This window comes from Fictibacillus iocasae, assembly GCF_042665465.1.
GTDB classification, from domain to species: Bacteria; Bacillota; Bacilli; order Bacillales; family Fictibacillaceae; genus Fictibacillus; species Fictibacillus iocasae.
This window is the reverse complement of sequence record NZ_JBHTCP010000052.1, coordinates 165,808-187,049: the sequence shown is the minus strand read 5'-3', so window position 1 is coordinate 187,049 and position 21,242 is coordinate 165,808. Positions and strand designations below refer to the sequence as shown.

At 45.4% G+C, this 21,242-nt stretch carries 25 protein-coding genes; 4 read left to right on the top strand and 21 right to left on the bottom strand.

The genetic code is table 11. The features are described 5' to 3' along the window. Positions 1-5: 5 nt before the first annotated feature. The 5 genes from ACFQPF_RS18275 to ACFQPF_RS18255 form a co-directional block, all read right to left on the bottom strand. Complete coding sequence (locus ACFQPF_RS18275) at positions 6-782, bottom strand: ABC transporter ATP-binding protein (protein WP_379751670.1); 777 nt, start codon at positions 780-782, stop codon at positions 6-8. A gap of 15 nt (positions 783-797) precedes the next feature. Next, complete coding sequence (locus ACFQPF_RS18270; RefSeq protein ID WP_379751668.1) at positions 798-2,087, bottom strand: branched-chain amino acid ABC transporter permease; 1,290 nt, start codon at positions 2,085-2,087, stop codon at positions 798-800. A gap of 9 nt (positions 2,088-2,096) precedes the next feature. Beyond that, positions 2,097-3,083 (bottom strand): branched-chain amino acid ABC transporter permease, encoded by a 987-nt coding sequence (locus tag ACFQPF_RS18265; RefSeq protein ID WP_379751666.1) that lies wholly within the window; start codon positions 3,081-3,083, stop codon positions 2,097-2,099. Positions 3,084-3,296: 213 nt separating this feature from the next. Further along, positions 3,297-4,481: a branched-chain amino acid ABC transporter substrate-binding protein gene (locus tag ACFQPF_RS18260; RefSeq protein WP_379751664.1), complete on the bottom strand. Its 1,185-nt coding sequence runs from the start codon at positions 4,479-4,481 to the stop codon at positions 3,297-3,299. A 196-nt stretch (positions 4,482-4,677) separates the two neighbouring features. Next, the gene (locus ACFQPF_RS18255) at positions 4,678-5,079 is read right to left on the bottom strand and encodes a secondary thiamine-phosphate synthase enzyme YjbQ (RefSeq protein WP_379751662.1); all 402 of its coding nucleotides are present in this window, start codon (positions 5,077-5,079) and stop codon (positions 4,678-4,680) included. 143 nt (positions 5,080-5,222) lie between these two features. Here ACFQPF_RS18255 and ACFQPF_RS18250 point away from each other — a divergent pair, with 143 nt between their 5' ends. Beyond that, a complete protein-coding gene (locus tag ACFQPF_RS18250) occupies positions 5,223-5,990 on the top strand; it encodes a DUF3050 domain-containing protein (RefSeq protein WP_379751660.1) in 768 nt (255 codons plus the stop codon). A 53-nt stretch (positions 5,991-6,043) separates the two neighbouring features. On the opposite strand, the gene rsgA is transcribed toward ACFQPF_RS18250, so the two are convergent. From rsgA to ACFQPF_RS18215, 7 genes are all read right to left on the bottom strand, one after another. Then, positions 6,044-7,105, bottom strand: coding sequence for a ribosome small subunit-dependent GTPase A (gene rsgA, locus ACFQPF_RS18245; protein ID WP_379751658.1), 1,062 nt, complete (start codon positions 7,103-7,105; stop codon positions 6,044-6,046). 650 nt (positions 7,106-7,755) lie between these two features. Then, entirely contained in the window at positions 7,756-10,176 is a 2,421-nt protein-coding gene (locus ACFQPF_RS18240) for an immune inhibitor A domain-containing protein (protein WP_379751656.1), read from the bottom strand. Between the two features lie 182 nt (positions 10,177-10,358). Further along, positions 10,359-11,408: an SDR family oxidoreductase gene (locus ACFQPF_RS18235; protein ID WP_379751654.1), complete on the bottom strand. Its 1,050-nt coding sequence runs from the start codon at positions 11,406-11,408 to the stop codon at positions 10,359-10,361. 176 nt (positions 11,409-11,584) lie between these two features. Next, positions 11,585-11,755 (bottom strand): hypothetical protein, encoded by a 171-nt coding sequence (locus tag ACFQPF_RS18230; protein ID WP_379751652.1) that lies wholly within the window; start codon positions 11,753-11,755, stop codon positions 11,585-11,587. Then, the gene (locus tag ACFQPF_RS18225; RefSeq protein ID WP_379751775.1) at positions 11,752-12,225 is read right to left on the bottom strand and encodes a redoxin domain-containing protein; all 474 of its coding nucleotides are present in this window, start codon (positions 12,223-12,225) and stop codon (positions 11,752-11,754) included. The genes ACFQPF_RS18230 and ACFQPF_RS18225 overlap by 4 nt, the downstream gene beginning before the upstream one ends. 263 nt (positions 12,226-12,488) lie before the next feature. Continuing rightward, positions 12,489-13,763 (bottom strand): hypothetical protein, encoded by a 1,275-nt coding sequence (locus tag ACFQPF_RS18220; protein WP_379751650.1) that lies wholly within the window; start codon positions 13,761-13,763, stop codon positions 12,489-12,491. Positions 13,764-13,798: 35 nt separating this feature from the next. Next, complete coding sequence (locus ACFQPF_RS18215; RefSeq protein WP_379751648.1) at positions 13,799-14,587, bottom strand: hypothetical protein; 789 nt, start codon at positions 14,585-14,587, stop codon at positions 13,799-13,801. Positions 14,588-14,779: 192 nt separating this feature from the next. Here ACFQPF_RS18215 and ACFQPF_RS18210 point away from each other — a divergent pair, with 192 nt between their 5' ends. Then, a complete protein-coding gene (locus ACFQPF_RS18210; RefSeq protein WP_379751646.1) occupies positions 14,780-15,088 on the top strand; it encodes a DUF962 domain-containing protein in 309 nt (102 codons plus the stop codon). Between the two features lie 81 nt (positions 15,089-15,169). Beyond that, complete coding sequence (locus ACFQPF_RS18205; RefSeq protein WP_379751644.1) at positions 15,170-15,901, top strand: Bax inhibitor-1/YccA family protein; 732 nt, start codon at positions 15,170-15,172, stop codon at positions 15,899-15,901. A 45-nt stretch (positions 15,902-15,946) separates the two neighbouring features. Here ACFQPF_RS18205 and ACFQPF_RS18200 read toward each other — a convergent pair whose 3' ends face one another. Then, positions 15,947-16,594, bottom strand: coding sequence for a hypothetical protein (locus ACFQPF_RS18200; RefSeq protein ID WP_379751642.1), 648 nt, complete (start codon positions 16,592-16,594; stop codon positions 15,947-15,949). 73 nt (positions 16,595-16,667) lie between these two features. After that, complete coding sequence (locus ACFQPF_RS18195; RefSeq protein WP_165766884.1) at positions 16,668-16,829, bottom strand: hypothetical protein; 162 nt, start codon at positions 16,827-16,829, stop codon at positions 16,668-16,670. A gap of 168 nt (positions 16,830-16,997) precedes the next feature. On the opposite strand from ACFQPF_RS18195, the gene ACFQPF_RS18190 reads away from it, so the two are divergent. After that, positions 16,998-17,171 carry a hypothetical protein gene (locus ACFQPF_RS18190; protein ID WP_379751641.1) on the top strand — a complete coding sequence of 58 codons (174 nt, stop codon included), beginning with the start codon at positions 16,998-17,000 and terminating at the stop codon, positions 17,169-17,171. Positions 17,172-17,232: 61 nt separating this feature from the next. Here ACFQPF_RS18190 and abc-f read toward each other — a convergent pair whose 3' ends face one another. From abc-f to ACFQPF_RS18155, 7 genes are all read right to left on the bottom strand, one after another. After that, entirely contained in the window at positions 17,233-18,849 is a 1,617-nt protein-coding gene (gene abc-f, locus ACFQPF_RS18185) for a ribosomal protection-like ABC-F family protein (protein WP_379751640.1), read from the bottom strand. 264 nt (positions 18,850-19,113) lie between these two features. Continuing rightward, on the bottom strand, positions 19,114-19,560 hold the full coding sequence (locus ACFQPF_RS18180) for an Hsp20/alpha crystallin family protein (RefSeq protein ID WP_379751639.1): 447 nt from the start codon (positions 19,558-19,560) through the stop codon (positions 19,114-19,116). 18 nt (positions 19,561-19,578) lie between these two features. Then, positions 19,579-19,773: a spore germination protein GerPB gene (locus tag ACFQPF_RS18175; protein ID WP_379751637.1), complete on the bottom strand. Its 195-nt coding sequence runs from the start codon at positions 19,771-19,773 to the stop codon at positions 19,579-19,581. Beyond that, positions 19,770-20,165: a spore germination protein GerPE gene (locus ACFQPF_RS18170; RefSeq protein ID WP_379751635.1), complete on the bottom strand. Its 396-nt coding sequence runs from the start codon at positions 20,163-20,165 to the stop codon at positions 19,770-19,772. Before ACFQPF_RS18170 ends, ACFQPF_RS18175 begins: the two co-directional genes overlap by 4 nt. Continuing rightward, on the bottom strand, positions 20,165-20,347 hold the full coding sequence (locus ACFQPF_RS18165; RefSeq protein ID WP_379751633.1) for a spore gernimation protein GerPD: 183 nt from the start codon (positions 20,345-20,347) through the stop codon (positions 20,165-20,167). Before ACFQPF_RS18165 ends, ACFQPF_RS18170 begins: the two co-directional genes overlap by 1 nt. Further along, on the bottom strand, positions 20,322-20,954 hold the full coding sequence (gene gerPC / locus ACFQPF_RS18160; protein ID WP_379751631.1) for a spore germination protein GerPC: 633 nt from the start codon (positions 20,952-20,954) through the stop codon (positions 20,322-20,324). The genes ACFQPF_RS18165 and gerPC overlap by 26 nt, the downstream gene beginning before the upstream one ends. A gap of 50 nt (positions 20,955-21,004) precedes the next feature. Beyond that, positions 21,005-21,226 carry a spore germination protein gene (locus tag ACFQPF_RS18155; RefSeq protein WP_379751629.1) on the bottom strand — a complete coding sequence of 74 codons (222 nt, stop codon included), beginning with the start codon at positions 21,224-21,226 and terminating at the stop codon, positions 21,005-21,007. Between the last annotated feature and the right edge of the window lie 16 nt (positions 21,227-21,242).

Genomic DNA, 21,242 nt, shown 5'->3' with positions numbered 1-21,242 from the left:
TCCTTCTACGCCTCCGTTACTGCGCTCTTTCCCAAATAAGCTTCAATGACATTCACGTTGTTGCGGATTTCCTCAGGCTTTCCTTCTGCAATTTTCACTCCATGATCGAGAACGAAAATCTGTTCAGAAATTTCCATAACGAGCTTCATATCATGTTCAATCAGGACAATCGTTAGGTTCAGTTCCTCACGCATACGGTGGATGAATTCCGTCAGTTCTCTCGTTTCACGCGGGTTCATACCAGCAGCCGGCTCATCGAGCAAGAGAAGCTTTGGCTTTGTCGCAAGAGCGCGTGCGATCTCAAGCCTTCGCTGCGCTCCATAAGGAAGGTTCTTCGCTTCTTCATTGAGCAGATGGGCAAGCCCGACATACTCGAGCCATCCATAGGCTTCTTCTTTCGCTCTTTTTTCCTCTGCCCGCACAGCCGGTGTCTGGAAAAGAGTGCCGAACAATCCGCCTTTTAAATGGTTATGAAGGCCGACCATCACATTTTCAAGGACGGTAATATCAGAAAAAAGACGAATGTTCTGAAACGTTCTGGCGATGCCATAACGCGAAATCTCATGCGGCTTCAATCCAACAAGCGACTTCGACCCGAGCATGACGTTTCCGCTATCCGGCTGATACACGCCGGTTACTAGGTTGAAGAAAGTCGTTTTCCCAGCACCGTTCGGCCCGATCACCGCTGTAATGGATGCATTTTCCACGTTAATATCGACTCCGTTAACCGCTGTCAGGCCGCCGAACTTTTTCGTTAAGTTGCTTACAGTCAATATGGACATTCGTGTGACCTCCTCTTAAGCCTGCATAACACGGTCTTCGGTAACAGGTTCCTTCGTTCCCGTCTGCTTAGCCGCATGCTTCTTCAATTCGTCTTCATTAAATACTGGATTTTTCGCTGGAATCAGACCTTGCGGGCGATAAATCGCGAACAAGATCAAGATAGCACCAAAGATGAAACGCTGCATTTTTGATGGCGACAACGCTTCAGGGAAGCTGATGGCCCCTTCCATGCTGAGCTGGTTCAGCCAGTTCGTCACTTCCGTCAGCACCTGCAGGTTGAGAATCGTGACAACCGCTGCTCCTAAAATGACACCAGGCACACTGCCCATTCCGCCAAGGATGACCATAACGAGAATCGTAATAGACTCAAGCAGCGTAAAGCTCGTCGGATCAACGAATGCTTGCTTCGCCGCAAACACGACACCCATCATCCCTGAGAATGACGCTCCAATCGCAAACGCGAGCAGTTTCGTTTTGACAAGATGAATACCCATCGACTGGGCGGCGATCTCGTTTTCACGAACCGCTTTCCAAGACCGGCCGATTTTCGAATACTCAAAGTTTCTTACTGCAAACATGACGACCACTAAAATTCCGAGAACAATATAATAAAATTGGCTAGGATACGTGAACTGGATGCCGAACAGCTCTGGCGGTGTAACAGACGAGATGCCCATCGCGCCGTTCGTAATGTTGACTGGCTTGTCCAGGTTGTTATATACGATTCGAATGATCTCACCGAACCCGAGTGTAACGATAGCCAGATAGTCCCCTTTTACTCGAAGGACCGGAATCCCGAGCAGAACGCCGCATAACGCAGCAGCAAAACATCCGACTAATATAAAGAACCAGAAGCTTCCGCCTGAGAGAGGATACTCACCGAACGGCATGAAGTTTGCCGCTTGGCCAGTCGCGAATATGCCATACGTGTACGCTCCTATCGCAAAGAAGGCAACAAATCCTAAGTCGAGCAGACCGGCAAGTCCGACGACGATATTAAGGCCAAGCGCCATCGCTACATAAATCCCGACGAGTGTTGCGACTTCCATGTACGATTGATAGGACGGACCGCTGCTTGCTGCCCAAGGAAGGACACCGACAAGCACGACACCTGCCAGCAGCCATTTCAGCCTGTTGGAGAACTGTGTGTAATAAAGAAGCAATAAAGAGAATAAAAGAAGCAAGAACGCTACCACTGATTTTTGCGATAAATACAGTGCGAGCGATGTGATCAGCACATACACGCCAATTAGTACACCTTGTGCCAGTTTATTGCCAGATAAGAATGATTTCAGCTTTTCCATGACGTCCACCTACACTTTCTCGGTAACTGCTTTTCCAAACAGTCCTTCTGGCTTGAAGATCAATACGATAATAAGAATTCCGAACGCGAACACGTCCTTATATTCGGCAGTGAACACCCCGCCAGTCAGCTTCTGTAAGTTGGCGGATGCAAACATCTCAAGAACACCAAGCAAGAGTCCGCCGAACATGGCGCCACGGATATTTCCGATTCCGCCGAGAACGGCAGCAGTAAAGGCTTTTAACCCAAGAATAAATCCAATGTATGGATTGATCGTTCCATATTGCATTGCAAACAATACCCCAGTGGCTCCTCCAAGTGCGGACCCGATAAAGAACGTAAGAGAAATCACCTTGTTCACGTTGATACCCATAAGTGATGCCGTCTCTCTGTCCTGTGCGACCGAGCGCATCGCCATGCCCCATTTCGACTTGTTAACGAAGAAATCAAGGCCGATCATCATAACCACAGCCGATACGAGCAGGATGATGGAAGACGTCTTAAGAATCGCGTCGTTAAAATGGCTCCAGATTGAAGAGAAATCAAGACCGATTTTAGAATCGAACAGCTGAGGACCAGTTAGGATATAGTTGCCTCTCTTCCATTCTGTGATAAAACGGACGATATCCTGAAGAAGGAAGGAAACACCAATCGCTGAGATCAGCGTAATCAGCTTCGGAGCTTTCCTGAGCGGCCGATATGCGAGCCTCTCAATTCCCATCCCTAGAACACCCGTCACAAGGGACGTGATGACCAGAACAATCAGGAGCGCGATGATTGCCGGCATAACAGCAAGCCAGCCTGCTCCAGACATGAAGATCAGGACAGCCACACCGACGAACGCACCTGTCATAAATATTTCACCGTGAGCAAAGTTGATCAATTCCAAGATTCCATAGACCATCGTGTAACCGAGGGCGATAACCGCATAGATGGCACCGAGTGTCAGGCCATCGACAAGCACCTGGGGCAGTGTTTGCAAAATCTCACTAATCATGTCACTTCCTACCTTTCATAGATGCGTTTCATTTTTTCTAAAGAAAACTTGACTGACGCTATGTCTTAAAGTCAGCCTTAGTTGACCTTCTACTTTTTCCCTAAACTTTTTGACTACGTATTAATCATCACAGGAGTTATACTTTCTAAAAGTGTAAAAAACAAGAGGGAGATGGCCTTTGGGGTCACTCCCTCTTTTTACTGGCACGTTCAATTACTTGCTGATTTCGCCTTCTTGCTTTCCTGGGTATTTCGCTTCATCAAACTTGTAGATGTATACTTTCGCGTACTTGTTGTCACCTTTGTCATCAAATCCGACTTTCGTTACAACACCTTGGAAATCTTGAATCTTGCGGATATGCTCAGCTACCGCTTTGCGCTCAGGCAGCTTGCCGTCGTTCGCTTCGATCGCTGCTTCAAGGCCATCCAGGACAACGCTCATTGAATCATAGCCATACGCAGAGTAAGATTCGATTGTTTTGTTGAATTTTTCTTTGTACTTGGAAGCAAACTTTTGGCCTTCTGGCGACTTGTTCGCATCTGCCGCTACTGACGTGTAGTAGACGTTCTTAACGGATTCACCCGCGATTTCTACCATCGTAGAAGAATCCAGACCGTCTCCGCCCATGAACGGAATGTCAATGCCCTTTTCACGAGCTTGTTTGATCAAAAGTGCTCCTTCTGTGTAAAGACCTCCGAAGAACACAAGATCCGGTTTCTTTGCAACAACCTGGTTCAACACACCGTTAAAGTCTGTTTCACCAACCGTGATTCCTTCGTAACCAAGGATTTCTGCTCCGCCTTCTTCAGCCGCTTTTTTGAACGCATCAGCGAGACCTTGTCCATAAGCTGTTTTATCTTGTACGAGGAAAATTTTCTTCGCTCCGATTGTTTTGATAGCAAAGTCTGCTCCTGCAGGACCTTGGAAATCATCGCGTGCAACGATTCGGTTAACCGTTTTAAGACCGCGGTCCGTCACGTCTGTCGCCGTGTTTGCTGGTGAGACCATGGCCACATTGTATTTTTCATATACTTCTGAAGACGGGATGGAAACTCCAGAATTCAAGTGTCCTACAACAGCCATGACCGCTGTATCTGCACCAAGCTGGTTAGCGTTGGATACCCCTTTTTTCGGGTCAGCCTGATCATCGTATGGAACGAGCTGAAGCTTAAATCCAAGCTTCTCGAATTTCTTCTTGTTTTCTTCAAGCGCGAGCTGTGCTCCAAGCTTGATTGATTCCCCAAGAGTCGCACTTCCTCCAGAAAGCGGAGTCTGTGTCGCTATTTTAATCACTTTTCCTCCTGAGCCTGATCCGCCAGATTCCCCGCCGCAGCCTGCCAAAAGACCTAATGAAAGTGCGGATGCCATCATTACCTTCAAGCTTTTCTTAAGCACCACCCAAAATCCCCCTTTGTGTTTGTTTGAATTTTTAGATTATTAATACTATTTAAAAAAATAGTACAGTAAAAGCTCGTACTAAACAACTAGTTTTTTACTGTTTTAATAAAAAATTGATTTAATTTAAAAGTTTTCCTTATTTTTCGACATAAAAAAGCGGTTCAAATGTTGGCAGAAGCCCATTTGAACCGCTTTTTTATTTTTTAATAATGTCCGCAAAATAGTTCCGTGTTCTTGGTCCGTCGAATTCGCAGAAATAGATGCCCTGCCACGTTCCGAGGATCAGTTCGCCTTCCGAAATCAAAACTACCTGTGAGGCTCCCATCGTGCTGGCTTTTAAATGTGACGCGGTGTTTCCTTCCGCATGCCGGTATTTCGGATGCTCCCATGGATAGACCTCATCCAAGCGCATGATCATGTCACGCTTCACGTCTGGATCAGCGTTTTCATTGATTGTGATGCCTGCCGTTGTATGAGGGCAATACACATAAAGAACGCCGTCTTGAATTCCTTGCTCTTCAACATAAGCCTGAAGTGTGGCTGTAATCTCATAAAACTCGTCCCGTTCGCTCGTTTGAATCGTAAATTTCTGTGCCATCATTATTCTCCTTTCGTGTTCACTATCTGCTATTCCCTTTTTTCTAAACACATCCTTCATACAATTTTCACAGTTTTGGCCGTTTAAGTCCTTTATAAACCGTTAAAATAGTAATGAAAATACATTGTGAAAGGATGAGCAAAATGAGTCAATCCTATGTAAAAGAGTTAGAAGAAGTTCGCGACCGCCTGCTTGGGCACCCGCTTTATAAACAAATGACAAACGCCGACCGCATCAAAGTGCTAATGAAGCATCATGTTTTTGCGGTCTGGGATTTTATGAGCTTATTGAAGAAGCTGCAGCAGGAGCTGACAAGCGTATCGGTTCCTTGGATGCCGCAGCCTCATCCAGAATACGCCCGCTTTATTAACGAAATCGTTCTTGGCGAAGAAACTGATGAAGACGGCGAGGGCGGCTATATCAGCCACTTTGAGCTGTATTATCGTGCGATGGAGGAAGTTGGCGCGGATTATTCTGCAATGGAAGAATATTTGGACGCGCTCCGAAATGGTGCTGACCCGATCAAAGCGTTGGATCAAAGTTCTATTCCCGAAACTGCTGCTCAATTCGTAAAACACAGCCTGGAGCTCGCAATGAACGGCAAGCCGCATGAAGTGGCTGCTGCTTTCTTCTACGGTCGCGAAGATTTGATTCCAGATATGTTCCAGACGCTCGTTGACGAAGTAGAAGCAAACGGCGTTGACGCTCACTGGTTGAAGTATTACTTGCATCGCCATATTGAGCTCGACGGTGACGAGCACGGCCCGCTTGCTGAGCGATTATTGCTTTCCCTTTGCGGCGGCGACGAAAACAAGCTGAAGGAAGCAGAGAACACAGCTAAAGAAGCGCTTGAGTACCGCATTAAGCTGTGGGACGGCGTTCTGCAGGAGATCGAAGAAAAAGGGCTGTAAAATAAAAAAAGGAGCACGAGCCATGATGATGGCTTTTGCTCCTTTTTTTAATTCTATTTGCGGTGGACACGGGTTCGGTCTCCGGCTATCTTCTTCCATTTTGCTCGTTCCGCGTTTGCCAAGCGCTGATCTTCCTTTCGCGCTAAAAAGGCAAGCTCGCGCTGCAGCTTTACATAGCTCTGATACCTGCCCGCATCCAATGTTCCATCTGCGAGGCCTTCTCTGACCGCACAGCCCGGCTCGTTTTGATGCGAGCAGTCATTGAATCGGCAGCGGCTCGATAAAGATTCAATATCCTGAAAGCTTTGTCCGACGCTGTCGTCCGCTTCCCATAATTGAAGCTCACGCATTCCCGGTGTATCAATCAGCACGCCTCCGCTTTCCATCACCAAAAGCTCTCGGTGAGTTGTCGTATGGCGTCCTCGGCTGTCTTCTTCCCTCACCTCGTTCGTCTTTAGCACCTCTGCACCGTAAAAGTGGTTCACAAGTGTTGACTTCCCAACACCTGACGAGCCCAGCAACGCCACCGTCTGGCCTTCGCCTAAATAGTGCTGCAGCTCCTCAAGCCCCGTCCCGCTCTCAACACTTACCGCATGAACAGGTACTCCGAACGCGACACCTTCTACATCGCTGATTTTCTGATCCACATCATCACATAAATCCGCTTTACTCAAAATAATGACCGGGTTTGCCCCACTTTCATACGCCATCAGCAAGTAACGCTCCAGCCTGCGCAGGTTAAAATCATGATTCAGGGCATTGACGAGGAAGACGGTATTTACATTTGTGGCGACAATCTGCTCTTCAGTCGTCAGTCCGGCTGCTTTACGCGAGAACTTGCTAAACCGCGGCAGTATCGCGTGAATGGTTGCTTTTTGTTCCTCGGGTCTCGCCTGAACCGCGACCCAGTCACCGACAGCAGGAAAATCGCCGCGTCCCTCTGCCTCGTGACGCATTTTCCCCGTCACCTCGCCTAGCAGCTCACCATGCTCAGTGAGCACGCGGTAGATGCGCTTGTGCTCCAGGCTGATGCGGCCAGGTACAAGAGCTTGTTCTTTGTATGGTTGAAACGCTGTTTGTAAAGTCTCGTTAAATCCTAATGTGTTTAAATTCAAGGGTAGTTCCTCCAATGATATCTGTATTTTGTTTTGGTATAGAAAAAAGAGCCGTATTGTACACGGCTCTTTGATGTGCCCAACGAATTTTGGGCATATAAAAAAACCATGAACCGACACGCAGCCCATGGCAAAATAACAGAATCATAAAAAGGAAAACCGTTCGTTTACCCGTTCGTATGCTCCAAGGGCTGCATTATGAAATTAACAATGAGGGTGTTCGCGATGTATACCATAATGCATTCCTCCTTAGTGAACTTGGTAATTAATGACTTAACTATACTATAGTATGTGAATTATTGTAAAGGGTTATTCTTGGTTTTCAGCGATTTGAGTAAAATAGACTGTTCTGGCGCGAGTCACAAGTCTCGTGAATAGATAAAATCTTCATATGCTGTGCAGCGATCTCATGTCGGTTATGATTTGTTTGCAGATCTGGGAGATTTATTTGCAGATCTGTGAAGTTTATTTGCAGATCCGAGACTCTTATTTGCAGGTTGAAGAATTTATTTGCACGGCGATTTTTTATTTATTTTTCGACACGTTTATTTTCTGAATCATCTCATTCTTTGCACGCATCATAATGTACACACCACAACAATGCAAAAATAAAAAACTGGCGGAGCATCCGCCAGTTTTCTCCTATCTAATTAACGCTTGTAGATCCAGACCGCTCCTGCAGAGTTGTCTTTTGCTTCGCCGATGACTTGGATGTTTAATCCATGGTTAGGAACGAGACGTCCAGCGTCGTCGATTACCCCTCCAGAAAGAGCACCATTATAATCTTTTGTATCAATATAAGACTTTGAATCATCAAACGTTGTTACACCTTTTTCACCTTTGTAATCAAAGATTCCACGTGAAGGTGAGTCGATATAGAATGGTGTCGTCTTATCAAACGAGAATGCCGCATCTGCTACTTGATAACGAGTGGACTGCGCTACCGTTGGGGCACCATCTTTAGTTCCAACGATTGCATTAGGATGCGAATCGACTACTCCAAGGAAACCTTCTCCTGGATGCACGCCAACCCAGTTATCCAAGTAGCTTTCATCTGCGTACCAAACGACCATACCTGTGTTGTACTTAACGCCGCGAGCTTGAAGAAGTGCTTTGTCAGATCCTGAGTAGTTTCTCCACTCTAGATAATAGTGGTGGTTTTTGTAAGAGAATCCATTGGATTGTTCAAAGCCTTCAAGTGTTACACTCGGTGTGCCTTCAGCATCGTCAGAGAACACTTTCTGTCCATCTACTGTTAAAGAAAGGTTGTCCATAGCAAATCCATCAAGCGCAAGACCGCCGTCTGTTACATAATCAAACACAAGCTTCACTTTCTTGCCTGCAAACTGTGAAAGATCATATGACTTGTCTACCCACTGACCTTTTGTAGACTCAGCACGCGCATCGCCATCTGTATCATCGTCACCGATTACATCAAGTTCTACCTCTTGTCCATCAGAAGTAACAGCGTTTACATACAAATAATCGTAATCAAATTCAATATCATAAAGCGTTTTGAAATCAAACGAAGCAGATTTCGCATTTGTCAGATCAAATTCAGGCGTGCTTAATGTAGTATGAAGATCATCGCCTTTTGTGCTGTAATAGTACTTTGCACCGAAAGCAGGATCAATCCCTTTAACCGGCTTTTTCGGCAAGTTCACTTTTACGATTCCAGGGTTGTTTGACTTAGTAACAGACTGGTCGATGAACGTTGCTAAACCATTCTTATCAATTTCATCTGCGTTAACTTCCTTAATGTTCGCCCAGTTTCCTCCCATAATCTTTTGGAAGTATTCTTTGTTTTGAGGAGAGAAGCTTGTTGGCTCCGTTCCTGCAATCTTACCGTTCCAGCTTCCGCCAGACATGATGGACCACGATGCAACTGGCTCGCCGTCGCCCGTGTATTGTGTGTCGTACTCATCCGGAAGACCAAGGTCGTGGCCGAATTCGTGCGCGAATACACCTACAGCTCCGTCTTCAGGCTGGATTGTGTAGTCGAAGGCACCCATTTTCCCGCCCCAATAGTTAACTTTAGCAGTAGTGTTAGGAACCGCAAAAACTCCTCCAAGCGTCCAGCGATGTGACCAAATAGCGTCATCTCCTAAACGTCCGCCGCCAGCTTCCTGACCAGTCCCCGCATGGATGATCATCAAGTGGTCAACCAAACCGTCTGGCTCGTTTTGATTTCCGTCACCATCAAGATCATAAAGGTCGAACTCATCATATTTAGAAAGGTCCATTCCAGCAGCGACCGCAGCCTTCAACGTATCCTTTACAAGATCACGCGGTCCTTTAGGTGCTAAATTGTCATGGCCACCAGCAGGACTATCATCGCCATACTCTTTCGCTGTTCCTGGTACGGTTAGCCACTCAGAAACCGTTCCATCCACTGTATAGCTTCCGCCTGATTGCTCTTCATAATATTGCTTGAACGTTTTCACTTTTTCACCGCTATGCAGCGTGAATTCTTCGTCACCGAACATGAGCTTCTCGTAGTGCTCTTTGTTAAAATCATTGGAGTACATATAACCAGCTTCTTGATCTACATTATTATGCTTGAAATCAGAGAACTCCGTTAATAGAACGAGAACTTTATCTGAGCGAACGCCGCCATTGTATTGCGCCTGCTTCGCTTCATCTACTTTAACATAGCCATTCGGCTTTCCTTTTTTGAAGTTGCCATGGCCTTTGTTCAACTGCTTGGCAAGCTTGTCCTTTTGCTTTGTTAAGAAGTCTTTTGTCTTCACATCCATCTCATGCTTGTGCTTGTCTTCATGAGCAGAAGGCTGTCCGCCGGTTTTCTTGCTTTTCTTTGCAATATAATCCTTAACCGCTTTGTTCACCTCTGCATCAGATGCGTTGGCAGACACAAGCCCGCGTTCCTTCAGCGCTTTAGCCAGGCGGTCTTGATCGATGATGTTCAGATCAACTGGCGCTGAAGCTAATACGTTTGGTGCAGGTGTTTTCACTTCTTTTACTTCTTTCGTTAAAGCCGATGGTGCCAATGCTCCTAGAGCCAGTCCCGTTACCAGAAGCGATGCTCCTAGCTTTTTCCCCCATTTTTCCAACTTTACCCCTCCGTTGTTAGAACATATTAAATATTCTGTTTTTTCTTGCTATAAGAAAGGTAACATATTCCAAGCTTTTTAGAATGTGTCTTTTTACCTATTAATAAAATTTATTACGTGACGATAGACTTATTTTTTTAAAAAATAAATAAGCTACCGCAAAATGAGCAGTAGCTAATGAATCACTTAACCGATTTTTCGTATCCTCTGACGATCCGTTTGAGCATATCGTCGTCCATCTTCAACACTTGCTTTCCTGCCTGCTTTAACATGGCAGCAGTGTTCTTATTAATGAATTGGATGTTTCGTGTCAGGTAGTTACGGTAGACGCTGATCATGTCATTAAGTGAGCGTTCTTCCCCTGTTAGACGATGTTCATCCTCAAAAGGTGCCGCAGTAATGTTGTCGATGCCGAGTCTTTCGCAAATGATGGTTAATGCAATGATGCTGTTTGGAGGGGTGCTGCTTGTAATATTGTAGATGGCCCCGTCTTCACCGAAAACAATCGCCTCATGCAGCACGTTCGCCACATAATCAACAGGTACGAGATTTTGTGTGCTGTCAGGCTCACAAAGCAACCGGAATACCTGGCTGCCCTTCTGCTTACGTTCCATCTTCTTCTTGAACACTTCCAGACTCCGCATTAAACCGTACATTGTAAACTGTGAATCTGCCTCGCCGGTTTCCGAATCACCAATAATAATGGCAGGGCGAAGGATCAGCACTTCGAAATGCTTTTCATACTGAAACACAAGGTGCTCGGCTTTGCACTTGCTTTCTTCATATGGATTGTTAAACGGACCGGTTATCGGATAAAGCATCTCTTCGCCAAACTCCCTCGTTCCGAGTGTGTAGGCTGTAGAAACGTAGAGAAACCGCTTAGTCTGGACAAGCTTGGCTGTTTCCAAAGCGTGCCGTGTACCCTCAAAATTGATCTGGTGCAGTTCTTCATGCAGGTTTGCATCGAACTTGACGAGAGCGGCCATATGATAAAACACATCCACTTCACCTGTCAGGTCCTCCAGCTGCTCCGAAGATAAACCTAGATTTTCACGCGTGATGTCGCCTTGTACGATATGAATGCTCGCATCATTTGTATCTATAGAAGCTAAAAGCTCAGACGCTTTGTTCATGTTTCTAGCTAAGATATATAACGTATGCCCTTGTTCGGCAAGCCCTCTAACAAGCTTACCTCCTAAAAATCCGGTTGCTCCTGTTAAAAAAATGTTCATAGTCCGATTCCCCTCTAGTGATCTTATCTTTATCTTACCATAGTAACGGAACCTACTTCACACATAGCAAAAAGACAGCTGTGATGTTCACAGCTGCCCTTAGCTCGTCCTTCTGGTATGGACATTTTTATGATCTTGTCTTTTTGCGGTACCGGACAACGAACTACTTATTCCTACTATTCGTTCTCGCGCTCTGGCTTGGCGATGTTGATAGCGGCAGTTTCGTTGTTCATATAATCGGTCGTGTGTGGTGTGTTTTCTTCCTTGCTGTCACCGTAAAAAAAGTCGTTAATCTTCTCTTCTGCGTGTGCTGTTTCGTTTTGCTGCTTCTCATTTTCTTGTGTCATTTAGAAAGTCCTCCTGTACAGTTTTCACATGCTGAAAATACTTCTTCGTACATCTCTTGTTTATTTGCGTCAAATTCGGTGTTGCAGTACTGAAGAACGCCCTCTTTATTGACGACAAAACAAGAGCGGATGGCGGTTCCATCCTCTTCGTTCAATACTCCAAATGCTTTGGCCGTCGTTTTGTGCCAGTCTGCGAGCAAAGGATAGGGAAGTGTACCGAGAGCTGCGGCAAATACATTATGTGAATAAATATGGTCCACACTGATTGCCAGCACTTCTGTATCGGCTTCCTCAAAACGCTTGTAATCCTCTTTCCAAGAGGTGATTTCCTTAATTCAGCCAGGGGTGAAGTCAAGCGGATAAAAAGCAACAAGCACGTTCTTTTTTCCTTTAAAATCAGACAGGGCGATATCATCCCCTTTTGTTGACGGCAAGCTGAAATCTGGTGCTTGATCTCCTACTTTAAGCATCATCCCACCTCCTTTTTCGTCCTGTTTATAGTTCCCTTATTTTCTGAATACAAACGAATGAAAGGAACTACTACAAACTATTCCAGTTCCATAAAGCTTGTTCGGCCACAGTGTTAAATTGATAAAAGAGACTATGAGCCGTATTAAAGAAAACTTTTTGTCTGCGCCGAATATCTCATTTAGTAAAAAGTTATGCTTTCTTAAAGTGCAAACAAAAAACCATCCGTTGTGCCACACGAGGCACAATGGATGGTCATGTCATTTTATTGAATGACGACTGTTTCTTCGATCGTAATCTCTTCTTCCACAACAGGCATCTCTGTGATGATTTCGATTTCCTCTGAGAGCTGTTCTGTTTTTTCCTCATCAGCTGACGGAACGGCTAGTACCGCAGAGTTGGCTGAAGCGTGCTTTTTGGCTGATTCACTCGCATGAGCAGCCGCACTTGATGCCGATTTGTTCAGCTGAGAAACAGAAGCTTTCGTTTCTGAAGGAGCTGGAACTTCTGTAACTGGCTGAATTTCCACTTGAGGTGTTTCCTTGTCGGCAGGTACTTCTTCTGCCGGGGACTCGACTGGAACTTCAACTACTGGTGCTTTTTCAACGGGAACTTCTACTACTGGAGCTACTTCAGCTGGTGTTTCTGCAGCAGGCACTTCCGCTACTGGCGCTTCTTCAGCTGGTACTTCTGTAGCAGGGACATCAACTACTGGTGCTTCCTGTACTGGAGCAGCGTCAACCGCGTGTACGGCAGAGTTTGGTGCGGCATGCTTTTTTGCATTTTCGCTAGCGTTTTCTGCCGCTTGAGAGTTGACCTTGTTTTGAAGCGAAGGGTTCACGTTTTCAGCTTCTTCCTCTTCTGTATCTTCTTCAGAAGAGCCTTCGTCTTCCCTTACAGCATCGTCATCTGAAATTTCTTTCACTGTTTCTTTTGCTTTCTTTTTCTTCTCTTTTTTGTCTTTTTTCTTTTTCTTTTCTTTCTTCTCTTTTATAACCGCTTCAGGTGTGTCGGTATCTTGCTCTTCAGATTCTTCCTTTTCCTCCTCAGTTGGCAGCTGAGTTTCTTCTGGAGCAGGAACGACAACTTCTTCCGTCTCCTCAGGTGCTTTCGGCTCTTCTACAGGAGCTTCCACCACAACCTCTGGCCCTTCCTCTTTTACTTCTTCAACAGGAGCAGCCGGCGGCTCAGCAGGGACAGGGACTGGTGCATGAACAGCTGATTGAGGCGCTGCATGCTTTTTCGCGTTCTCGCTGGCATGTTTTGCTGCTTGTGAGTGAGACTTATCCTTTGTATTTGCTGGTTTCGATGCTTTGGCAGGTTTCACAGCCTTTTCAGCTTTTACAGGCTTGGCAGCAGGCTTAGCTGCGGCAGGCTTCTGTGCTTTGTGGGCATGCTGAACAGCAGCTGGTTTGCCTTTCCCTTCAGGCTTATTGCCTGAAGCATCTGCTGTTCCGGCACCCACGATCGCCGCAAGGCTTAGTGCACCTGCAAATACAAGAGTTCTAACAAAAACACGGTTATTTTTTTTCATCATCATTTTTCGCTCCTTCATTTTTCATGGTTTACGTTCAATTAGCTGAAAAATAAAAGAGCAAATCTTGGCGGCTCTGAAGGCGGGGCATTCACCCATTGATTTCGGAGCAAGTCAAGCCGTGAGAAAAAGGACGGCAACGGTTCGTTTTCATCTTCTTTTTCAGAAAACATCAGCATTCCCTTCATAAATAAAGAGGACTTTCCACCTTGTTCTTTGTCTTTAGAGGATGCTTGAAGAGTTTGCAGTGTTTGAACCAGCACGGCCTGATCCTGCGGGATACTTGAGCTTTTGATTGGTACCGGAACTGGCACTCTCTTTTTCGCTGGCACAGAAAAGATAACCTGAGCCTTTTTCACTTCCACTTTTTTATTAGACTGAGGCACGATCGTTGCTTGTGCTTCCTCTAGCGGCTGCAATGGTACACGTTTTGCTGCCGTCACACTTTGCTTATGTAAGGAATCGTTTGCTGGTATTTTCTTTGGTTGGGCTTGCACTTGTTTCTTAATCGGTTGTTCCTTTTTCTTTGCGTTTTGGGAAGCGGGTGCAGCTTGCTTTACAGACTCAGGAACACTTTTTTGCTTTGGTCCTTTATGACCTGCAGGCCTTTTTGCCGGAACTTGTTTGCGTTCCGCACTTTTCACTTGATCACTCACCGATTTTCCTGGAGGCGCAGGTTTATTAGCAGCGTTTTCATTTTGCTTCGCGAAACCGCTCCTGCCGCGCTCCTGTTCTCCTGAATCAATGCCTTTATCGGCAAACGCAACAGAAGGAAGGAACAGGATGGTCCCTGCAACCAAGCCTTGAATGACAAGACTCGAAATTCGCATTCACTCACCTCCTTTCATGTTTTTAAAATAGGTGTAACCTTACTTGTCCGGCCTAACTGTTTCAACATAATAATACAGGTAAACTTGGGTTTTTTTGACGGTAAACGTCAAAGTTAGTCAATCAGTCCTGTATGGCTATAGAGGAAATGGATGAATAATCGCGAAGAAAAGAGGAAAAAGGATGAATTACACATGAGCGAAAAAAAATCATTTGTCGAGCAATACAAGGAAGATCATCAGCATCCCCTCAATAAAGCGACCCATGCCATTGGCATACCGATGATTATCGTGTCACTTCCGCTTTTCTTTTTCCAATGGAAACTTGCACTTACCATGTTCGTTGCCGGTTGGATATTGCAGCTTATCGGTCATATGTTTGAAGGGAAAAAGCCATCATTCTTGTCCAATCCTATCTACTTGATCGTTGCTCCTGTCTGGTATGCGAAGAATATTTTAACGGGCAGGGCATTCAAGAAAAGCAAAGGCTATAGCACACTTTAATGGTCTGAAACCATTTCAGTCTCGTACCGTATATAGTAGTATTAAGACATACTTAATCAGTTCAGGAGGAATGAACGTATTATGAGAAGTGCAAACCCTTCTTTAAAATCTTCAACATTTACAAAGCATAGGGGTCTTGGCGGCGATTCAGCCATGACACTTGGCGGGACGGTAAACAAGGCTTTCATCATGCTTGCGATCCTGCTTGGTACTGCCTTTTACACCTGGGGACAGTACTTTGATGGCAAGCCTGTTGGCCATTTGATGATGATTGGCTTGATTGGCGGATTGATTGCTGCTCTTATTGTTATTTTCGTACCAAAGACTGCTCCTATTCTTGCACCTGTTTACGCTGCTCTTGAAGGGATGGCTGTCGGAGGTATTTCTGCACAGTTTGAAGCACAGTTCAGCGGCATTACCCTTCAAGCGGCGATGCTGACGTTCGGCACTCTTTTTGCCCTTCTGATCGCTTACAGGTTCCGTATTATACGCGTAACCCACAACTTCCGTTTGATGGTGTTTGGTGCGACAATGGGTATTTTCATCGTGTATCTGGCTAGCTTTGTGATGAGCTTCTTCGGCATGTCGATTCCTTATTTGCATGAATCTGGCCCGATCGGGATTGGAATCAGCTTGTTTATCGTCGGTATTGCGGCCTTGAACCTGGTGCTTGATTTTGACTTCATCGAGCATGGTGCAGAGCAACGAGTACCTAAATATATGGAATGGTACGGCGCATTCGGCTTGATGCTTACACTCGTGTGGCTGTACTTCGAAATTTTAAATCTTCTCGCAAAATTAAAGGACCGCTAATACGCAAAGAGCCGCACTCCGGGAATCCCGGGTGCGGCTCTTTCTTTATATGATTTCAGCCCATCTTGTGACCACGTATAATGTAAGCACGGTGATCAGGCTAATGCCGCTCCATGCTTTCCTTTTTGAACAATTGAAAATGGTTGTCTGAACTATGTAAAGAAGCAGCCAGCAAAAGAAAATAGCAACGGGGAGCAGCAGCTCTGGCTGCACTCCTTCAAAAATGATAATGCCATAAAAATAGAAAAGACAATATGGCAGAATGAGAAGTCCTGTTAAAAAGTACACGCCATGTACAACATATTTGGAGATCGGTCTCTTTTCCACACTCTTATCCATACTGGTCAATACGGAATAGAGTGATCCAAGCCCAAACACGGTTCCCGTAAAATAAAATGCCTGAAGAACAAACAAAACGGACGTATTCATGACTTGCAGTCCGTTATACCAGAACAGCCTGCTGATTAAAAGGAAAAGCAGCGCACCCGCCAGGAGCACAGCAAGTGACTTGAGCTTACTTCCTCTGCTGTTCATCCTCCAGAGAATACCGCCTGAAACGGCAATAACCGTTCCCCATACAGGCTTGTTAACGAGCATAACGATGCCATATAAAACGAACAGGACGGAGAATACGTTCGTTACGTACGTTCTAAAATATGGGGTCTCATTGTAATCTTGGTTCACCTTAGTCATGCTGCACCTTCCTGTTACCTTGTTGTCTGAGTAGAATATCGGCCAAAAAGCAGGAAAGTCAAGTGTTCTCGTCTTATTTTTTAAACCTGGCATACGATTGAACAGAATCACGGATCAGCCATAAGTGAATGAGCTCAAGCTTACGCTTATATTGCTTAGCAGCCAGCTCTCCTCGCCAATGGCGTTTTCGAATCAATTCAATATACTTTTCAATCACTTCATAATAGTTAATCATACGGCACACACCCCCAGCTAGTATCACGGAATCTATTCCCGCGCATGGCTGGTTGTAAACCTAACTAACAGGGGTCCGGTACACTCATTTTTAAGATGAGTGTACCGGACCCCCTGCTATAATTCATAAAAAAGTGGACATCCTTTTCTTATGAAGGAGGCGTTTTGGATGGCTAATAAAGATAAACCGTATGAAGGAAAAGAAAGTTTATATCTCGATATTGACCGAATGATCAATGAAGGAATGGCGGGCGGATCAATTGCAGATGAAACGGACTTAAACCAGATCGGACCCACAACAAATATTACGGATGAAGAAGAACCCCCAATCAAACAAGAATAATGAGCAACAAACAGCAGGACAGTAAATCGACAGCTGTCCTGCTGTTTTTTTACAGCCGCTTTTATTTTAAACCTTGAATGCTTTGCACCAAAGCATGATAACGCTCTTCTAAGGCTTGTTTCTCTTCCTCCGTTTTTGCGGTTGAAATCTTTCCGATGATATCCGTCAATTCCATCTCTAAAAGAAGGATATCCTCTTTGCTTTCAGTGTTTCCACCAGCTTTTCTTTCTATATCCTCGACAGCTGCCAGGTGCCCTACACCATTTTCGATAGAAAAGATGTGCGTTGCCACTTTTTCAATAAGATAGCGGTCATGTGCCGCGAACAATACGGTACCTGGGTAGGCGGCGAGAACGTCCTCAAGAGCTTCACGGGTGAAAACGTCGAGATAATTCGTCGGCTCATCGAGCACAAGGAAATTGTAGCTTCCTAAGAGCAGCTTCGCGAGCGCTGTTTTCACCCGCTCTCCGCCGCTCAACACTGAAACCGGCTTGTGCACGTCCTCTCTTTTAAACAGCATTCTCGCAAGCACCGTGCGAATGAATTCCTCCTTATAAGGGCTCGTATCTTTCACATTCTCCAAAATGGACCGCGATTCATTGAGCACAGAAAGATTCTGGCTGAAATATCCCACCTCTGCACGAAGAGACAGGCGGACCGCTGGAGTATCGTTTTGCACAACTGCCTTCAGCAGCGTGGATTTCCCTGTGCCATTATTCCCGGTTACGGCACATTTTTGGCCAGGTTTTAGCTGCAGTGTCACGTTGTTTAGGATACGTCTGCTGCCAGCCGAACAGGTTAACCGTTCGATGGAAAGGGCTGTTTTGCTATGAATGGGTTCGAATGATTGTATATCAAACACGATTGGCTGTTTTAAATGAGGCTTTTCCTTCACCTCCAAGCGATGAATTCTTTTCTCCATCGCCTTAACCGTCTTGTCTATTGATTTTTTCTTGCTTTGAAATCCTCCTTTTCCAAGCTTCATTTCACTGTTGCTCAGCTTGGTGGGCTTGGAGCTCATTGATTTTACTTTCTTCTCCTTTTCCTTCATAGCCTCTGTTAGCCTGGCTTTTTCTTTAACAAATTCGTCATACTCGTATTGCTTTCGTGATTCCTCGGCCTGTTTCTGTTTTTTATAATCCGAATAATGGCCTGAATATTGCATGATCTTGCCGTCATTTATCTCAAGGATGGATGAACACACGTTGTCCAAAAATTCACGGTCATGAGAAATGACGAGAACCGCGCCTTGAAACTGGACGAGTTCCCGTTCAAGCTGAACTGTTCCCTCTCTGTCAAGATGGCTTGTCGGCTCATCGAGGAACAGAATATCAGGGTTGATTTCGAATGCAGCCGCAATTTTCCTGCGTGTTCTTTCTCCTCCGCTCATAAAGGCTTCTTCCACTTGTGCGATGCCCCAAATGCTTTCACTCTTAGCAGAAAGCGTATAATCATAATCTTCCAGCTGTGCGGCGATCGCCGTTGTGCCGAGAATGGTCACGCTTCCTTTATCGGGCATTTCCCTTCCTGTCATCATGTTCATGAGTGTGCTCTTGCCTGCACCATTTTGACCGACGATTCCGATCCTGTCTCCTCGGTATACCGTAACAGGGTGTTCCTGTTTGAAAAGCAATTCCCCTTTGATGGAATGCTCCACATTCAACATTTCCAATAACATAAAAAAAACCTCCCATGACTAGAGAGGACCGTTGCCGAGAGTACGCCAAAAATATCCCTTAACGTCAAGAATAAGGGCATAAAAAAACAGGCGTATCGAAAAATGGGCAAAGAAATCCTATCTAGCGTTCTATGTGAAAAAATATTCAGCATGTGCCAGAAAATAGGAGTTAATTGCGCATTGGACGATATACCTGTACCTTTCATAGACTTACATCTTTCTTTCATTTTAAATAAGATTGCTAGTTATTGTCAACTGATTCACTCATTCTCCGAACCGTTTCCAGTCAATCCTAGTAGGCTGCCTATGCTGGTCTTTCATCTTGTGCAGCCTTATATAAAGAAATCCTTTTAGATAAAATGCACTTACCTGCTCTTTTCTTACCGCACAAGGCAAATGCAGTTCACGTTCAAACGCGCCACCGCTAAACTCTTCCACCACTGGTTTAAAGACGCCGTTCTTAATGGTTACATGGCCGGAAAGCTTAAGCATCTGGTTTTCTACCGTAACGGTAACATCCGAGTCCTTTTCAATTCCAGGCATGGCCGCCACGCATAACAGCTCGTGCGGAGATTCGTAAATGTTCATGGCAAAACTGCTGGACTGGCCTTCTTTCGTCCTGTCCATCATGTTTTGAGGATGAAAAAAAGACTGGCCGAGATATTGATCCGCGATTTTCTTCCACTCCAGCATATCTTTCCATTGGTCCATGGCGGTCCATCACCTCTCTTACGTGGCAGGTGCGAGCGGCACCAGTGGTGCAGGGATAATAGGAGGGGCGGTCTGTGTATAGCCACCCGAATTGTATAAATTCGAAACCGGTGTAATCATCCCCGCGCTTCCTATCTGGAGCACAGAAGAATTCGATATCCCCTCTACCTTGAGCTGGTGTATCACAATGTTCTGGCTGACAAATAGATTCATAGCCCGCCCCTCACTTTCGCCCCTGGCGGCATTTTAACAAAGTTACGGATCTGCAATGCGCGTGATTCCATCCTCACATCGCCTGTGCTGCCAATGTGGAACACGGCAGAGTTGGCAAAACCGGTAGATCGTACGTTACCCACTGTAATAAATGGATGTTCATTGTATGTTGTTTTCCTTACGGGAGATATATTTTCTGGAATGGGTATGGTCGACGTGAAGGCATTGTACTTTTCAAAAGGAAGATCCAGCGAACCGAACCGTGAATTTTGCCTTTGCAGAGCAATCGCATAGGAAACATTATTGATGAACTCGCTGTCACCAGCTTCGACAACGGCCGCACTATCTAGAACTTTAACATTTACGGAATGGACGACAGAGGTTCTTTTCATTATGTTGCCCTTGTAATTGGCACCAGATCTGGACCGACTACAAGCGTTTCTGGCGGAGTATCAAAGAGACTTCCCATCCTGATCGTTTCGGCATCTCCTATGATAAAGAGCGAAGAAAGAGTAACTCGGCCGACTTCAATGCTGCCGACATTTAATTCAATGTTGGTTACTTGAAAATTCATTTTCTCCACCACCTTCTGTCATGCTCTTTTTCAGATGCTCCATAAAGGCTGTAATCGACTTCATCACATCTTCTTTTGTTTTCTGTACAATCATCTGCTTGCCTTCTTCGTCCTGCGGATCATATTTGATGCGGTAATGCTCGAGACGCTCAGGGATTTGCCGCTGTATGTCTTCCACCATGAAGATACGATAAGACTCTTCAAGTGGAAATTTCATTTCATTCTCCAGCTTTTTCACTTCTGCAATGATCTCTTCTTTAAAATAGTCCTCCAGACCGCTCCTGACGTCACTGAAAAAAGGATCTGAGGTCTGCCACTCTGTACTGCCGGTGGAAATGGTATTCTGTCCTGCCGAAAACTGTTCAACGAGATCCTTCGCATCATCAGATGATGGCGTGATGCCAATGTTAAGTGTTCCATCCAGCCTCTCGATCTTCAGCTGATCGAATTTATATTCAATATTCTGCGGAGGCTTCGATTTTAACTCTGCAATCTGGCCTGACAGCTCCTTTACTTGGACTTCCAATCGAGCAATCCGCTCATTTTGTGCGGAAACCAATTCCTGAACTTGCTGTATATAGCTGTACACATTGAACTGATCGTTCATCAAGCACACACCCCTCTAAAAGAAAATATATGCTTCTCCAAAAGGGATTATTAATTGTTGGCCACGATGTTTTGGTCATTGTTGTCGCCGTCATATGTGTACGTCATGCTGTAGCCATTCTGAACATGAACGGCCTCGCCCGTATTAAAGGACCCGGCACCGGCATATGTCTTCGCATAGCTGATCGGATTAATGGATTGAACGTCTCCAATATTCATCACCGAGCTGTTGCCGATTGAGTTGATTGAAATGGAACCTACAATCGCCGGCATGGGATATCACCCGCCT

Excerpts from the sequence above, each read along its gene's own strand:
- ACFQPF_RS18165 (WP_379751633.1), bottom strand. The coding sequence starts at position 20,347 with ATGAATTTTCAAGTAACCAACATTGAATTAAATGTCGGCAGCATTGAA.
- ACFQPF_RS18205 (WP_379751644.1), top strand. The coding sequence starts at position 15,170 with ATGAGAAGTGCAAACCCTTCTTTAAAATCTTCAACATTTACAAAGCAT.
- ACFQPF_RS18215 (WP_379751648.1), bottom strand. The coding sequence starts at position 14,587 with ATGCGAATTTCGAGTCTTGTCATTCAAGGCTTGGTTGCAGGGACCATC.
- ACFQPF_RS18200 (WP_379751642.1), bottom strand. The coding sequence starts at position 16,594 with ATGACTAAGGTGAACCAAGATTACAATGAGACCCCATATTTTAGAACG.
- ACFQPF_RS18180 (WP_379751639.1), bottom strand. The coding sequence starts at position 19,560 with ATGGACCAATGGAAAGATATGCTGGAGTGGAAGAAAATCGCGGATCAA.
- ACFQPF_RS18220 (WP_379751650.1), bottom strand. The coding sequence starts at position 13,763 with ATGATGATGAAAAAAAATAACCGTGTTTTTGTTAGAACTCTTGTATTT.
- ACFQPF_RS18175 (WP_379751637.1), bottom strand. The coding sequence starts at position 19,773 with ATGAATCTATTTGTCAGCCAGAACATTGTGATACACCAGCTCAAGGTA.
- ACFQPF_RS18210 (WP_379751646.1), top strand. The coding sequence starts at position 14,780 with ATGAGCGAAAAAAAATCATTTGTCGAGCAATACAAGGAAGATCATCAG.
- gerPC (WP_379751631.1), bottom strand. The coding sequence starts at position 20,954 with ATGAACGATCAGTTCAATGTGTACAGCTATATACAGCAAGTTCAGGAA.
- ACFQPF_RS18255 (WP_379751662.1), bottom strand. The coding sequence starts at position 5,079 with ATGGCACAGAAATTTACGATTCAAACGAGCGAACGGGACGAGTTTTAT.
- ACFQPF_RS18275 (WP_379751670.1), bottom strand. The coding sequence starts at position 782 with ATGTCCATATTGACTGTAAGCAACTTAACGAAAAAGTTCGGCGGCCTG.
- ACFQPF_RS18170 (WP_379751635.1), bottom strand. The coding sequence starts at position 20,165 with ATGAAAAGAACCTCTGTCGTCCATTCCGTAAATGTTAAAGTTCTAGAT.
- ACFQPF_RS18195 (WP_165766884.1), bottom strand. The coding sequence starts at position 16,829 with ATGATTAACTATTATGAAGTGATTGAAAAGTATATTGAATTGATTCGA.
- abc-f (WP_379751640.1), bottom strand. The coding sequence starts at position 18,849 with ATGTTATTGGAAATGTTGAATGTGGAGCATTCCATCAAAGGGGAATTG.
- ACFQPF_RS18265 (WP_379751666.1), bottom strand. The coding sequence starts at position 3,083 with ATGATTAGTGAGATTTTGCAAACACTGCCCCAGGTGCTTGTCGATGGC.
- ACFQPF_RS18235 (WP_379751654.1), bottom strand. The coding sequence starts at position 11,408 with ATGAACATTTTTTTAACAGGAGCAACCGGATTTTTAGGAGGTAAGCTT.
- ACFQPF_RS18270 (WP_379751668.1), bottom strand. The coding sequence starts at position 2,087 with ATGGAAAAGCTGAAATCATTCTTATCTGGCAATAAACTGGCACAAGGT.
- ACFQPF_RS18190 (WP_379751641.1), top strand. The coding sequence starts at position 16,998 with ATGGCTAATAAAGATAAACCGTATGAAGGAAAAGAAAGTTTATATCTC.
- ACFQPF_RS18230 (WP_379751652.1), bottom strand. The coding sequence starts at position 11,755 with ATGACACAAGAAAATGAGAAGCAGCAAAACGAAACAGCACACGCAGAA.
- ACFQPF_RS18250 (WP_379751660.1), top strand. The coding sequence starts at position 5,223 with ATGAGTCAATCCTATGTAAAAGAGTTAGAAGAAGTTCGCGACCGCCTG.
- ACFQPF_RS18155 (WP_379751629.1), bottom strand. The coding sequence starts at position 21,226 with ATGCCGGCGATTGTAGGTTCCATTTCAATCAACTCAATCGGCAACAGC.